This is a genomic window from Hyphomicrobiales bacterium (assembly GCA_030688605.1).
Classification (GTDB): domain Bacteria; phylum Pseudomonadota; class Alphaproteobacteria; order Rhizobiales; family NORP267; genus JAUYJB01.
On sequence record JAUYJB010000167.1, the window covers coordinates 1 to 13,559 of the forward strand.

Sequence of the window (13,559 nt, forward strand, 5' to 3'; positions counted from 1 at the left end):
GCTCGCCGAAATAGCCGACCGGCTGAAGGCGGCGCTGCGCGAGCCGGCCAACGCCGGGGCGCCACCGCAAGGCGAGCGCAAGCCCACCGCCGGCGCCGCGGCCGGGCCGCCCGAGCGGCCGCAGCGGCCTGCTAGGCCCGAGAAGGAAGCCGCCGTGCCGGTCGGCACGGCGCCGAAATCCGATTGAAGCCTTAGGCCGCCTCCTCCTTGCCCGCAGGCTCCCGGCGCGGCACTGCCGAGCGGGGCGCGTCCGGCCTGACCGCGCGCGAAATCGCGACGATGCGGGTGAGCACCGCCTTGGCTGCCGCCGTGCGATGGTGGAGTTCGCCGATCAGCTGGCCGGCGTCATCGGAGCGGGCCTCGAACGCGTCCTCGGTCTCGTCCGCCAGGCTACGCAGGCCGGCGATCGCAGCTTCCGCGCGCCGGCTTGCCGCGGCGAGATCGGCGATCGTCGCCCGCAGCCTGTGCTCCTCCAGGCGCAGCATGCCGAGGCGCCGATAAAGCGCAACGCAGAAGCTGATGGTGACGAGCAACAGCGCGGCGATCAGACCGTCGACCAGAATGGCTATGGGAATTGCGTTCACGAGACCTCCGCGGCGGATACGATGCGCCGAGGGACCACGCGCACCGCCGCCCATAAGAAAAGTCTTTGGTTAATGAAGGGTTGCGCCCGGCTTTGAACGTGGCTCAGCCGTGCCCGAGGATCTCCGCCAGCGGCATGCGCCGGGCCTCCTCCGCCGGGCGCGACAGAAAGAACTCGGCATAGAGCCAGCCCTCGGCTTCGCGGCCCGCGGCGTCTACGCCGCGCTCCTCGAGCCGCCCCAGCACCTCCGCCTGCTCGACCCCCGAGGCAAAGCGGCGCTGGCGGAACAGCCGCCCCTGCGCCTTCTCGGTGAGGTAGCCGCGCGCCTTGAACAGGTTGCACAGCGGCTCGAACGAGAACATGCGCAGCACGAAATGGGCGAGCCACGGCCGGGTCGCGCGGTTCGCATCGAGAATGCGGGCGAATGTGGGCGCGCCGACATAGCCGATACAGCCGGTCGATATGACGAGGTCGGCGTCGGACAAGGCGTCGCGTTCGCCCGCCTCCGGCTCGTTGGCCTCCAGATCGGCCGCCACGCCGTCGTCGAGGATCCCCGTCTCCACCGCGTAGGCGACGGCCCGTTCCGCCGAATCGAGTCCGACCACGTCCAGCGCCGATGCGCCGGCGTCCGCGGCGAAGAGACGCCGGTCCCGCGCCATCAGCCTGTCGCGCGTCAGCTCCGCGGCGGACCGGTCCGCATAGAGATCATAAAGTTGCGCCAGGTCCATGCGATGCTTCAGCAAGGCCGCGTTGACCCCGTAGGAGCAGCCGACATCGACAAGCTTCGGACGTTTCTTGTTGCGCATGCGCCGGAAGGCGGCAATGACCTCGTCGAACACCGGCTTGGCCAATTGAGGAATCATGTATTGCAGCGGCTTTAATGCGGTAAAATAGCCCCTTGGATCGGGTCTATTGTAGATATCGTCGAGTACGACTTTGCCCGTTTCATCCAGATTTGTAACGTCAACAAGCACGTTCTTCTCAATTCTTGTCAACGAACGTCCCCGAGGCGCGGATGAGAAATCTGCGCCCCAAACGTCCAATTCCTGTGCTGAGCTTGAATGTCATACCAGGAGGCCGCGCTATAATCAACCTTCCCACCCGCCATGCCGCAAGACGCTTGAACCGGCTATCCGGGGATTGCCGCTTCGTCGGCCTCGATAGGGCGCGCCAACGGGCCTAACATTTGTCGATCGGGTTGGGTGCCAAATTTCGGGAGGGGGAAATATGGCTAAGGATTGCGAGCGCGAGCCGCCGCAGGCCGCCGGCAAGGATCTCAAAACCTACGCGAAGCCGACACTGACGAAGGGTCCCATGCTCGGTGACGTGGCGGCGATTGCCGTGTCGCCCGGCCCATCCGACATCCGCCTGAAGCGGGACATCCGTCCCATCGGCCGCACGGAGAGCGGGCTCACGCTTTACCGGTTCCGCTATCTGTGGAGCGACGTCGAGATGGTCGGGGTGATGGCCCAGGAAGTTCTGGAGGTCGCGCCCGAGGCAGTTATCGTCGCGCCGGATGGCTTCTACCGGGTCGACAATGCGCGGCTCGGCCTGCGCTGTACGACCTATGCTGAGTGGGGCGGCACCCGTCGCCGTCGCGGCTTAGGCTCGGCTTCGGTCAGGGCACTCAGGGCACTCAGTCGTCGCGATAGACGCGCTCGCGGCGCTCGTGGCGCTCCTGCGCCTCGATCGACAGGGTCGCGATCGGCCGCGCGTCGAGCCGCTTGAGGCTGATCGGTTCGCCGGTCTCCTCGCAAAAGCCATAGGTTCCCTCGTCGATGCGCTTGAGCGCGGCGTCGATCTTGGCGATCAGCTTGCGCTGGCGGTCGCGCGCCCTGAGCTCGATCGCCCGGTCGGTCTCCGAGGAGGCACGGTCGGCGAGGTCGGGATGGTTCTGGTTCTCGTCCTGGAGGTTCTGCAGCGTCTCGCGCGCCTCGCGCAAGATCTCCTCTCTCCACGCTAACAGCTTGCTGCGAAAATAATCCCGGTGCCGCTCGTTCATGAACGGCTCGTCCTCTGAAGGCTTGTAGTCGTTCAAAACCGTGTTCATTCCTATAGCCATATTCCACGGGCCTCGGCGATTCGGGCGGGAGTATATAGCCGCGTGTTGACGATCTGACAACGCCCTCGCGAATTTGTGACAGCGCTGTGCCGCGGCCCCCCGGAAACGCTGGCCCGCGCCGATTCGACCGGTTGCGGAAACGCCGCAGGACGAATAGTTTGCGCCCGCGGCCGGCAACTGGCGGATGAAGAGATCCAGTGATGATGCGTTTTGAAGGTACGAGCGAGTATGTGGCGAGCGAGGATCTGCGCGTCGCCGTCAACGCGGCCATTGCGCTCGAGCGGCCGCTCTTGGTCAAGGGCGAGCCCGGCACCGGCAAGACGGTGCTGGCCCAGGAGGTGGCCAAGGCGGTCGGCTGCGACCTCATCACCTGGCACATCAAATCGACCACCAAGGCGCAGCAAGGGCTTTACGAATATGACGCGGTCACCCGTCTGCGCGACTCCCAGCTCGGCGAGGAGCGGGTCAAGGACGTGCGCAACTATCTGCGCAAGGGCAAGCTATGGGATGCCTTCGAGGCGAGGCAGAAGGTGGTGCTGCTGATCGACGAAATCGACAAGGCGGACATCGAGTTCCCCAACGATCTTCTGCTCGAGCTCGACCGCATGGAGTTCTTCGTCTACGAGACCGGCGAGACCATCCACGCTCGCCTCCGGCCGATCGTCATCATCACCTCCAACAATGAGAAGGAGCTGCCGGACGCGTTTCTGCGCCGCTGCTTCTTCCACTACATCAAGTTTCCCGATCCCGACACCATGCGCGACATCGTCGAGGTGCATTTCCCGGGCCTCAAGGGGCGGCTGGTCGCCGACGCGCTCAACGTCTTCTACGACGTGCGCGAGGTGCCGGGCATCCGCAAGAAGCCTTCGACCTCCGAGCTGCTCGACTGGATCAAGCTGTTGCTCAATGAGGATGTCGACCCGTCGGTGCTGCGCGAGCGCGACCCGAAAAAGCTGATCCCGCCGCTGCACGGCGCGTTGCTCAAGAACGAGCAGGACGTGCACCTGTTCGAGCGGCTCGCCTTCATGACCAGGCGCGAGCGGCGGTAGAGCATGTTCCGCAAAAGTGCGATCCGGTTTTGCGACAAGAACACGCTCAACCAAATAGATCGGACCGAAATCCGATTCAGATGAGGTGGATTTCGGTCTGGAACGGTTTCCATCCGCCGTCGCGCCGGCAAAGGCTGGAATGATGAATCCGTTGGTCTGACGGCTTAAGCGAACTTGGCCGAGTGCGCCTTGGCCTTCTCCACGCCGGTGTCCTGGGCGGCTACCGCTCTGGCGTCCTCGGCGGTGTCCAGATTGGCTTCCGCGCCGGTGTCCTGGACGGCCTTCTGGATGGTCGCCTCCAGGCCGGGCTTGCAATAGCGCGCATAGGCCACGTCCGCGGTCAACGGCACGGAATAGAGATAGCCCTGGCCGTAGGCGCAGCCGAGATCGGTCAGGATGCGCGCCACCTCCTCGGACTCGACTCCTTCCGCCACCGTCGGCAGGCCGAGGCTCGTCACCAGGCCGAGGATCGCCGAGACGATCTTGGCGCTGCCGATGTCAGTTCTCAGCGAGGTGATGAAGGAGCGGTCGATCTTGATCTTGTCGAGCGGCAGGTCGCGCAGATGGATCAGGCTCGAATAGCCGATTCCGAAATCGTCGAGCGAGATGCGCATGCCGAGATTCTTCAGCGAGTAGAGAATGGCGCGGGCATCGTCGATGTCCTCGACCAGGGAATTCTCGGTAATCTCGACCTCGATCCGCGTCGCCGGAAAGCCGGTTTCGGTGAGCAGCGCCAGCATGCGCTCGGGCAGCCACTGGTCGCGCAGCTGGCTTTGCGAGAAGTTGAAGGTGAGAAACAGCCTGCGGTCCCATTTGAGCGCCTCGATGCAGGCTGCGCGCATGATCTGGAAGGTCACGTCGCCGACGATATGCAGCGCTTCGGCAACGGAAATGAACTCGACCGGCTCCATGATCCCGTGCACGGGATGCTGCCAGCGGGCGAGCGCTTCCATGCCGACGACCCGGCCCGAGCGCAGATCGACGATCGGCTGGAAATAGGGAATGAACTCGTTCCCGCGTAGGCCCCGCCTGATGTCGAAGGCCAGCGAATCGACATTGCGCACGCTGTCTTCCATCTCCTCCGCATAGAGACAGAAGCGGTTGCGGCCTTGCCGCTTGGCGTTGTAGAGCGCCACGTCCGCATGACGGAACAGCGCTTCCGCATCTTCGCCGGCGGACGGATAGAAGGCGATGCCGATGCTGGCGCCCAGGCGCACCGGCTTGCCGCCGAGATCGATCGGCTGCTCGAATTCGCCCAGGATCTTTTCGGCCAGCCCGCTCGCCTCTTCCCGCCCGGATCCCCGCGGCAACAGGATGGCGAACTCGTCGCCGCCGATGCGCGCCACGCAGGATCCATCCATGGCGATGTTGGAAATGCGCTCGCCGACCCGCCTGAGGACCTCGTCTCCGGCGGCATGGCCCAACAGGTCGTTGACCGGCTTGAACCGGTCGAGGTCGAGCAGAAACAGGGCGAAGCCTTCGGCATTGGCGTTGGCGGCCATGATCTCTTCGGCCAGCGTCTCATTGAGGTGGCGCCGGTTGTGCAGGCCGGTCAGCGTATCGCGGCGGGCAAGCGCGCGGGCCCGCCGCTCGCCCTCTCTCTGGCGCACGATCTGGCGGTTGACGTCGCGAAACCGCCGCAACAGGAACATGAACAGGAACACCGCGACGATCGTGAGGCCGACCAGCAGATTGCCGAGATTCTTCGGCGCGTACCGGCCGACCAGGCCGTCGACCCAGCCGAGCGTGTCGTACTGGCTGGCCATGATGCCGAGGGTCGGGGCAAGGATGACCATTTGCAGGGCATCCTCGATGGCGCGGCGCGTTAGCCACGGTTGCCTTTCGTAAGCTGCCTGCAACTTCCTATACGCCTCCATATTGGTCCCCTGCTGGCCACGGACGCTGGAATGCGCAAATAGTCGTCGTGACGGCGAGAGAATTCGCCCCCGATAAGCGTTTGCGGGATATGAAAGCGTCAAACAATCTAAACTGGCGTTAATTGCCTAGTTAATTGCGCCGCTGACATTTTTCTTGGTTTACGCATCGTAACCGGCTTTGGGCGCCTCGCGGCGGCCGGTTCCGCGCCGTGAACGCGCCTCCTCGATACGGTCCGCAAGGCGCAACTTCCAATAGACGAGCTGGGTCGCCGCACGGCCGAGCGCGCCGCCGCCCCAGCGCGCGGTATAGAGGGTAAACAGCCGCCAGCGGTCGTCGCCTTCCGCGATCGCCGCGGCGACAAGCCGGCCGGCCATGGCGCTGGTCGAGAGCCCGTGGCCGCCGAAGGCGGTCGCCGCCCACAGCCCTTCCTCCATCTCGCCGATCAGCGGCATGCGGTGCACCGCATAGCCCATCAGCCCCGACCAGGCGAAGTCGATGCGCACATCCCTGAGCGCCGGATAGACGGCGGCGATTCGGGCCTTCATCCGGCCGGCAAGGCGCCACGGCACAGCGCGCCGCGTGGTGATGCCGCCGCCCCACATCAGCCTTCCGTCGGCGAAGACGCGGTAATAGTCGCTCGCCCGGCGGGTATCGCCGATGGCGGCGTCGGTGCGGATCGTCGCCTCGCGCAAGGGCCCGAGCGGCTCGCTCACCACTACATGGGTTGCGACCGGCAATACGGCGCGGGAAAGCCGCCGGTAGAGCCGGCGCATATAGGCGCTGCCGGCAAGCACCACATGCTGCGCTTCGACCGTGCCGCGGCCGGCGGCAATGCGCCAGCCGCCGTGTGCGCGCGACAGCGCCTCTGCCAGCGAATGCTCGAACAGCCTGGCGCCGGCCGCCTCCGCGAGGCCGGCCAGGCCGAGCGCATAGTTGAGCGGGTGGATATGGAAGGCGTCTGCGTCGTAGAGCGCTTGGTAATAGACAGGCGTGCGCAGCACCTCGCGCACCCGCTCGGTCGGCCAATAATCGACGGCGCGGCCGAAATCCCGCCGCCATCGCTCCGCCCGCCTTTGCGTGCCCTCCGCATCGTCGTAGCGCACCACCTTGATCCAGCCGGGCACCGGGTCGGCACCGGGCAGATCGGTGGCAAGGCCGCGTACCCAGTCGCCAGCCTCGCGCGACATCCCGACCAGCTCGCGCGCGCGGTCGAGCCCGAGCCTAGCCGTGATTCCCTCCAGGCTCTCGGCAAAGCCCGGCGAGACGAAGCCGCCGTTGCGCCCCGAGGCGCCGTAGCCGATCGTTTCCGCCTCCAGCAGCACCACCGACCGGCCGAGGCGCGCCGCCTCGTAAGCCGCCATTAGCCCGGCCAGGCCGCCGCCGACGACGCAGACCTGCGCCTCGATGTGCCCCTCCAGCGCCGGGCGTGGGGGTGCCGCGACCGCGGTTGCGCGGTAATAGATGTCGGATGCCTCGTTCATGGCCGGCGCTCATTGCCTCGCGTGCGGCAATCGGCGACACTTGGCGGCAGATCCTCGGAAGCTTCGCCCATGCTCAACCTCTATCTGCTGCGTCACGCCAAGTCGAGTTGGAGCGGGCTTTTTGTCGCCGATTTCGACCGTCCGCTGAGCGGGCGCGGCCGCCGCGCCGCCCGCCTGATGGCCGATCATATGGCCGAAAAAGGCATTTCCCCCGACCTCGTCCTGTGCTCGCCGGCCCGGCGCACCCGCCAGACCCTGGACGCCCTGTCGAAGGGCCTACCGCAAGGCGCGCGAACCCTGTTCGAGACCGACCTTTATGGCGGCGGGGCGGGCGACTATCTGGCGCTGATCAAGCAGCACGGCGGATCCGCCGGCGCGATTCTGCTGATCGGCCACAACCCGGCCATCGAACAGCTCGCAATGCTGCTCGTCGGCGGCGGCGGCGAGGCGGCCCACGGGCCTTTGGCGACCGCCATGGCCGAGAAATTCCCCACCGCGGCGCTGGCCCACATCGTTTTCGAAGGCGCCGACTGGTCCGATTTGGCGCCGGGTTCGGGCCGCCTGGTTTCCTTCATCAAGCCGCGCGACCTGTAATGAAAGATACCGGACTGCCTCATTGACGCGGGCAGCGCCGATAGAGTGAACTGCGCCCCGTGAATCTGACCCACATCTGGGACCGGACCCGACTGGCGCTCGGCGATGTCGCCGCCGCCGCCGGCGATCTGGTCGAGCCGACGCTCAGGCTCGGCGTCACCGGCCTTTCCGGCGCCGGCAAGACGGTGTTCATCACCGCGCTCATCCGCAATCTGACCGCCGGCGGGCGAATGCCACTGTTCGACCCCGTCGCCGAGGGCCGCCTGACGAACGCCTATCTGCGCCCGCAGCCCGACGACCGGGTGCCGCGCTTCGACTATGAGCGGCACCTTGCCTCGCTCCTCGAGGAACCGCGCGCATGGCCGGATAGCACCAAGAAAATCAGCCAGTTACGGATATGTCTCGAATATGAGCCTGAAGGCTTCTGGGGGCGCCGGCTGCGCCGCGGACGGCTCAATATCGACATCGTCGACTACCCCGGCGAGTGGCTCCTCGATCTGCCGCTCATCGGCTGGAGCTATGCCGACTGGTCGGCGCGCACCATCGCCGCAAGCCGTGCCGGCCCGCGGGCGGAGCTTGCCGCCGACTGGCACAGGCTTCTCGCCGCCCTCGATGCGACGGGGGCGGAGGACGAGGCCGCCGCGCGGCGCGCGGCCGATGCCTTCAGGGCCTATCTTTTGGCCTGCCGCGGCGCGCGCTTCTCCTTGAGCGCCCTTCCCCCCGGCCGTTTCCTGATGCCGGGGGAGCTCGAGGGCTCGCCGGCCTTGACCTTCGCGCCGCTCGACCTGCCGGCGGCAAGGAGCGCGCCGCGCGGTTCGCTGTGGGCGATGATGGCGCGCCGCTACGAGAGCTACAAATCGGCCGTCGTGAAGCCCTTCTTCCGCGATCATTTCGCAAGGCTTGACCGCCAGATCGTGCTCGTCGACGCGCTTGCCGCGCTCAATGCCGGCCCGACCGCCCTTGCCGACCTCGAAACCGCGCTCACCGACATTCTCGCCTGCTTCCGCCCCGGCGCCGGCTCCTGGCTCACCTCGATTCTGTCGCGGCGCATCGACCGCATCCTGTTTGCCGCCACCAAGGCCGACCACCTGCACCGCGAAAGCCATGAGCGGCTGGAGGCGATCCTCGGCCGCCTCGCCCAGCACGCGATTGCCCGCGCCGAATTCGCCGGCGCCCATGTCGAGGTCGCCGCCATCGCCGCCATCCGTGCCACCCGGGAGGCCACCGCCCAGCGCGGCGGCGAGACCCTGCCCTGCATCGTCGGCACGCCGATGGCCGGCGAGCGCCTCGCCGGGCGAAGGTTCGACGGCGAGGAGGAAATCGCGGTCTTTCCCGGCGAACTGCCCGAAGACCCCGACGCGGCGCTCGCCCACGGCCGCGACGCCCCCGACCCGGACGAGGCCGATTGGCGCTTCATCCGCTTCCGCCCGCCGCTGCCGGCGCGCGGCGCCGGCGGCGAGCCGGTGTTTCCGCATATTCGCCTCGACCGGGCGCTCAGTCTGCTCGTCGGCGACAAGCTTTCCTGAGACGGGACCCGCAATGGCCAAGACCAGACCTCACAAGCCCGCGATCTTCTCGCCCGACGATCCGGCACTCAGCATCGAGACCCCGCCGCCGCGGGAGACGCCGGAGGAGGCGGCTTCCGAGGCGGGCCTGCCGGTCCCCATGCCGGCGACCGCGCCCGCACGCTGGCGGCGGGTCATGGGATGGGGCTCGATCCTGGTTTCGACCCTCGCCGCGCTGGTCGCCATCGGCGCCGGCCTTGCCGCCGCTCGGCTCGTCGAAGACCTGTTCGCCCGCTCCGACTGGCTTGGCTGGCTGGCGCTGGGGCTTGCCGGGCTTGCCGGTCTGGCGCTTCTCATGATCGTGCTGCGGGAGATCGCCGGCCTCATCCGGCTCACCCGCATCACCCATCTGCGCCGCGAGGCCGAGCGCGCCCACCGCAACGGGGACATGGACGAGGCGCGGGCCGTCTCCGCCGGCCTGCGGCGGCTTTATGCCGGAAGGCGCGATCTCGACTGGGCGCGCGCCCGGCTTGCCGAGCACGAGCCTCAGATATTCGACGCCGACGATCTGATGCGCCTGATCGAGCGCGAATATCTCAAGAGCCTCGATTCCCGGGCCGCGGCGGAAGTCGCGCGCGCCGCCCGCAGGGTCTCCATCGTCACCGCGGTGAGCCCGGCGGCGATCGTCGACATGGGCTTCGTGCTGATCGCCAATCTCGGCCTGATGCGCCGTCTGGCAAGCCTTTACGGCGGCAGGCCGGGCACGCTTGGCCTGTTGCGGCTGGCGCGCAGCGTCATCGCCCATCTGACGGTCACCGGCGGGCTGGCCCTTTCCGACAGCCTGTTGCAGCAGTTTCTGGGCCACGGCCTGGCGGCACGTCTTTCCGCCCGCCTCGGCGAGGGGGTGCTGAACGGCCTGTTCACCGCCCGCATCGGCCTTGCGGCCATCGCGGTGTGCCGCCCCCTGCCCTTCCTGGCGCTCGAGCCGCCGGCCATCAAGCAGGTGATGAGCGAGGCGATCCAGTCCTCCGGAAAGGACTGACCGGCCTCGATCACGCGCCGCCCGGCCGCATATCACGGCCGATCACGGATTTCTCACTCGCTGTCACATCGCCGCGATTAGCCCTTTCTTTTCAGGCACTTCACCCCATCTTGGCGGACATGCGCAGCACGCTGCTGCACGTGCCGAACCGCCCCACGGGGCATTTGTGACAACGCACAGACTGGAGAAGACCCATGACCAAGATCCTGACCGCACTGACCTTCGCGCTCGCCCTCGGCCTGTCGATGGCTTCCGCTTCCGCCGAGAGCATCGGCGGCACCGTCGCCCAGCAGGACGCGGCGCTCCCGGTTGTCAGCCAGGGCAACTGACCGGGCTTGCCCCCGCGGCCGCCAAGGCCGCGCGAAAAACCTCGAAACGATCCTCCGCGCCCGCGGCCCCCGGCTCCGGGCGCGGAGTTTTTTCGTCCGCGCCGCCCGCACAAGCCCGGTTGACCGCCGCGCCGCGGGGCGTCATCTTCCCTGCCGGCGAGGGTCCGCTCATGTTCGTCACCTTCTTCCACGAGTTGAAAAGCGCCAACGTGCCAGTGACGCTGCGCGAATATCTGACCTTGATGGAGAGCCTCACGCTCGACCTCGCCGGCAAGCGGGTTGAGGATTTCTACTATCTCGCCCGCGCCGCGCTGGTGAAGGACGAGCGCAACCTCGACCGGTTCGACCGCGTCTTCGGCCATGTCTTCAAGGGGCTGGAGCTGATGAGCGAGGCGTTCGACGCGGAGATTCCCGAGGAATGGCTGCGCAAGCTCGCCGAGCGCCACCTCACCGAGGAGGAAAAGCGCCGGATCGAGGCGCTCGGCGGCTGGGACAAGCTGATGGAGACTCTGAAACAGCGCCTTGCCGAGCAGAAGGGCCGCCACCACGGCGGCTCGAAATGGATCGGCACCGCCGGCACCTCGCCCTTCGGCGCTTATGGCTACAACCCCGAAGGGGTTCGTATCAGCCAGGAGGGCAACCGCAACTTTCGCGCCGTCAAGGTGTGGGACAAGCGCGAATATCGGGACCTCGACGACGCGCTTGAGCTCGGCACCCGCAACATCAAGATCGCGCTGCGCCGCCTGCGCAAGTTCGCCCGCGAGGGCGCGGCCGAAGAGCTCGACCTCGACACCACCATCCACGAGACCGCCAATCGCGGCTATCTCGACCTCAAATTCCGCCCCGAGCGGCGCAACGCGGTCAAGGTGCTCTTGTTTTTCGACGTCGGCGGCTCAATGGACGGGCACGTGCGCATCTGCGAGGAGCTGTTCTCGGCCGCCCGCAGCGAGTTCAAGAACATGGAGTATTTCTATTTCCACAACTGCCTTTACGAGGCGGTGTGGAGGGACAATCGCAGGCGCCGCGCGGAGCATATCGACACCCGGGACGTGCTGCACACCTATCCTGCCGACTATAAGGTGATCCTCGTCGGCGACGCCTCGATGAGCCCTTACGAGCTGACGGTCCCCGGCGGCGCGGTGGAGCACGTCAACCCGGAGCCCGGCGCCCTGTGGCTGCAACGCCTCGCCCAGGTCTACCCGCATGCGGTGTGGCTCAACCCGGTGCCGCAGGACTATTGGGGCTACACCCCATCGATCGAATATATCGCGCGGATCTTTTCCGGCCGCATGTATCCCCTGACGCTCGAAGGCCTCGACGCCGCCATGCGCGAGCTGGTGCGCTGAGGACCGAATCGACTTGGGTTTGTAGGGTGGGCATCGGTCTTGCGGCCGCTGCCCACGGGGAGAGGAGCGGCGCCTCCAGCGGTCTCGCGTTCTTTGGTCGGCGCGGCCGCCCGGGGAGGCCGTCCAGGCCGCCCGTCCCGCACGATGGCGGGGCTGCCCGTTTGGGGCTTAAGGCGGCCGGGCTAGCTGCGAGCTTTCAACAGGTTGTCCATCCGGTCCTGACCGAGGAAGCTGGAGTTGTGAAGCTTCAGCGATTCCTGGGAAGACCGGATGAACGTCCATAAGAATGCACGCCTGACGCCGCATAGTCGAGCCGTGTTGGTGCATCGCGTGATGGTCGAAGGGGAGAAGAATAAGGCAAAACCCGAGTCTTGGTGGATTGCGGAAACGGCGAAGCTTGTTCTTTTGGCTCTTTGACAAAGTGACGGCAACGCGGGAGACCTCAAGCTCCAAGGCCCCCTTGCCCCGGCATCGAACGCTCGCCTCATGAGTCCATCCATCGAAATCGCCGAAGCGCGCGCGGACGCCGAAACAGCGGCGCGCCTCTCGGGCCTGATCGCGGAGCTGTTCGCGGAACGCGGCCTCATCGTCGCCACCCGCGAAGGCCGCGACGGATCGTGCCGGATCGAGGTGATCCTTCCGGAGGGCCTGGCGTGGGCCGCCGTCGCGCCGCTTATCGCCGAGCTCCACACGGCTCCCCTGCCTGTTTTCAGGCTGTGCCGCCTTGACCGCGACGCCTGGGCGGCCGCGCCAAAGCCGGCGCTCGACCCGGTCCGCGCCGGGCGCTTTCTCGTCCATGACCGCGGCCACCAGCCGCCGGTCCGCCGCGGCGGCACTGCCGTCGAGATCGAAGCCGGCCTTGCCTTCGGCACCGGCCATCACGCGACGACGGCGGGCTGCCTTCTCGCCCTCGACCGGGCGCTGAAGAGCCGGCGGTTCAATAACGTCCTCGATCTCGGCTGCGGCACCGCCATCCTCGCCATCGCCGCGGCCAAGGCGGCGCGGGCGCCGGTGCTGGCAACCGACATCGACCCGGTCGCCATCGCCGTCGCCCGCAAGAACGCTGCTCGCAACGCCGTCTTGCCGCTCGTCGCCTTCAGACGCGCCGACGGACTGCGCGACCCAGTGATTGCCGCCCGCGCGCCCTTCGATCTCGTCATGGCGAATATCCTTGCAGGCCCCCTCGAGCGCTTCGCTCAGGCGCTCGCGGGCCTCGCGGCGCCCGGCGCAAGCGTCATTCTATCCGGGCTCCTGACCCGGCAGGCGGAGCGCGTCGCCGCCCGCTACCGGGACGCGGGTTTTATGCTGCGGGAGCGGCTGGTGATAAAGGAATGGGCGACCCTGACATTGGAAGTGCCGGGGCCGCCCAGTGGGAGGGAGGATGCTAAAACTTAGAAGTCCGGATAGAACGCCTTCGGCGCCTTTTCGAGCGCCTTGCGGTCGACGCCGATGCGCGTCAGCGTCTCATCGTCCAGCGTCGCCAGATGGGCGTTCACAATGCGCTCGGCCTGCGCCTGCCGGACGGCCACGAACTTGGCGCCAAAGGACTTCACGCCGGCGATCAGGCGGGCCAGAAAGCCACTTTCGCGGAAAGGAGTATAGGTAATGCTTGTCATATCGTTCTCTTTCTTTTCTGGGTGCTCGGCCCGGCACCCGAATTGATGTCTCGGTCACAAGATAGGCGCGGCGG

Annotated in this window: 15 protein-coding genes; 9 read left to right on the forward strand and 6 right to left on the reverse strand. The window is 66.9% G+C overall.

The features are described from left to right. Positions 1 to 187, forward strand: a 187-nt coding sequence (locus Q8P46_17270) for a hypothetical protein (protein ID MDP2621899.1), incomplete at its 5' end; no start/stop codon positions are given. Between the two features lie 4 nt (positions 188 to 191). Here Q8P46_17270 and Q8P46_17275 read toward each other — a convergent pair. The 3 genes from Q8P46_17275 to dksA form a co-directional block, all read right to left on the reverse strand. Then, positions 192 to 584: a DUF6468 domain-containing protein gene (locus tag Q8P46_17275; protein MDP2621900.1), complete on the reverse strand. Its 393-nt coding sequence runs from the start codon at positions 582 to 584 to the stop codon at positions 192 to 194. Positions 585 to 687: 103 nt separating this feature from the next. Further along, positions 688 to 1,578, reverse strand: coding sequence for a class I SAM-dependent methyltransferase (locus tag Q8P46_17280; protein ID MDP2621901.1), 891 nt, complete (start codon positions 1,576 to 1,578; stop codon positions 688 to 690). A 641-nt stretch (positions 1,579 to 2,219) separates the two neighbouring features. Next, positions 2,220 to 2,633, reverse strand: coding sequence for an RNA polymerase-binding protein DksA (dksA, locus tag Q8P46_17285; protein MDP2621902.1), 414 nt, complete (start codon positions 2,631 to 2,633; stop codon positions 2,220 to 2,222). A gap of 215 nt (positions 2,634 to 2,848) precedes the next feature. Between dksA and Q8P46_17290 the strand changes: the two genes are divergently transcribed. Next, positions 2,849 to 3,694, forward strand: coding sequence for a MoxR family ATPase (locus Q8P46_17290; GenBank protein ID MDP2621903.1), 846 nt, complete (start codon positions 2,849 to 2,851; stop codon positions 3,692 to 3,694). 164 nt (positions 3,695 to 3,858) lie between these two features. Here Q8P46_17290 and Q8P46_17295 read toward each other — a convergent pair whose 3' ends face one another. Both Q8P46_17295 and Q8P46_17300 read right to left on the reverse strand, forming a co-directional pair. Further along, positions 3,859 to 5,490 carry an EAL domain-containing protein gene (locus tag Q8P46_17295; protein ID MDP2621904.1) on the reverse strand — a complete coding sequence of 544 codons (1,632 nt, stop codon included), beginning with the start codon at positions 5,488 to 5,490 and terminating at the stop codon, positions 3,859 to 3,861. 240 nt (positions 5,491 to 5,730) lie between these two features. Beyond that, positions 5,731 to 7,053: an FAD-binding oxidoreductase gene (locus Q8P46_17300; GenBank protein ID MDP2621905.1), complete on the reverse strand. Its 1,323-nt coding sequence runs from the start codon at positions 7,051 to 7,053 to the stop codon at positions 5,731 to 5,733. 69 nt (positions 7,054 to 7,122) lie between these two features. On the opposite strand from Q8P46_17300, the gene Q8P46_17305 reads away from it, so the two are divergent. From Q8P46_17305 to Q8P46_17335, 7 genes are all read left to right on the forward strand, one after another. Then, a complete protein-coding gene (locus Q8P46_17305; GenBank protein ID MDP2621906.1) occupies positions 7,123 to 7,647 on the forward strand; it encodes a histidine phosphatase family protein in 525 nt (174 codons plus the stop codon). 59 nt (positions 7,648 to 7,706) lie between these two features. Then, the gene (locus tag Q8P46_17310) at positions 7,707 to 9,173 is read left to right on the forward strand and encodes a YcjX family protein (GenBank protein MDP2621907.1); all 1,467 of its coding nucleotides are present in this window, start codon (positions 7,707 to 7,709) and stop codon (positions 9,171 to 9,173) included. Positions 9,174 to 9,186: 13 nt separating this feature from the next. Further along, positions 9,187 to 10,194 carry a TIGR01620 family protein gene (locus tag Q8P46_17315; GenBank protein MDP2621908.1) on the forward strand — a complete coding sequence of 336 codons (1,008 nt, stop codon included), beginning with the start codon at positions 9,187 to 9,189 and terminating at the stop codon, positions 10,192 to 10,194. A gap of 194 nt (positions 10,195 to 10,388) precedes the next feature. Continuing rightward, positions 10,389 to 10,523: a hypothetical protein gene (locus tag Q8P46_17320; protein MDP2621909.1), complete on the forward strand. Its 135-nt coding sequence runs from the start codon at positions 10,389 to 10,391 to the stop codon at positions 10,521 to 10,523. A 170-nt stretch (positions 10,524 to 10,693) separates the two neighbouring features. Further along, a complete protein-coding gene (locus tag Q8P46_17325) occupies positions 10,694 to 11,869 on the forward strand; it encodes a VWA domain-containing protein (GenBank protein MDP2621910.1) in 1,176 nt (391 codons plus the stop codon). A 270-nt stretch (positions 11,870 to 12,139) separates the two neighbouring features. Beyond that, positions 12,140 to 12,286, forward strand: coding sequence for a leucine zipper domain-containing protein (locus tag Q8P46_17330; GenBank protein ID MDP2621911.1), 147 nt, complete (start codon positions 12,140 to 12,142; stop codon positions 12,284 to 12,286). Between the two features lie 69 nt (positions 12,287 to 12,355). After that, complete coding sequence (locus tag Q8P46_17335; protein MDP2621912.1) at positions 12,356 to 13,264, forward strand: 50S ribosomal protein L11 methyltransferase; 909 nt, start codon at positions 12,356 to 12,358, stop codon at positions 13,262 to 13,264. On the opposite strand, the gene Q8P46_17340 is transcribed toward Q8P46_17335, so the two are convergent. After that, positions 13,261 to 13,485 carry a hypothetical protein gene (locus Q8P46_17340; GenBank protein ID MDP2621913.1) on the reverse strand — a complete coding sequence of 75 codons (225 nt, stop codon included), beginning with the start codon at positions 13,483 to 13,485 and terminating at the stop codon, positions 13,261 to 13,263. The genes Q8P46_17335 and Q8P46_17340 overlap by 4 nt on opposite strands. Between the last annotated feature and the right edge of the window lie 74 nt (positions 13,486 to 13,559).